At 38.4% G+C, this 310-nt stretch carries 1 protein-coding gene; it reads right to left on the reverse strand.

Annotated elements, in window-relative coordinates; all coding sequences use genetic code 11:
- Positions 1-310 (reverse strand): HAMP domain-containing protein (locus PVA17_RS25170; RefSeq protein ID WP_274069387.1); only part of this gene is annotated, 310 nt, incomplete at both ends.

Here is a 310-nt window from a genome sequence, read left to right on the forward strand (position 1 = left end):
TGTAGCAATGCTCGTTTGGTTAGCATTGGCTGTTAACTCTTCTGCCGACGAAGCTACCTCTTCGGCATTTTGTTCAATTTTTTGAATAAGCGTTCTTAAACTGTCTTGCATATCGTTAAAGGCTTGCCCTAGCTGTCCAATCTCGTCATGAGATTTTACTGTCACTTTTTCAGTTAAATCGCCCTTACTTATCGTTACTGCACTATCCTTAAGCGCTTTAATCGGGTTTATAATTGCCTTCATGACAAAGAAGAATACAATCACACTGATTACAATTGCAGCGATTAGTACGAGAAACGTTTTATACAAA

The sequence above is a fragment of the Lysinibacillus sp. CNPSo 3705 genome (genome assembly GCF_028674935.1).
GTDB lineage: Bacteria > Bacillota > Bacilli > Bacillales_A > Planococcaceae > Lysinibacillus.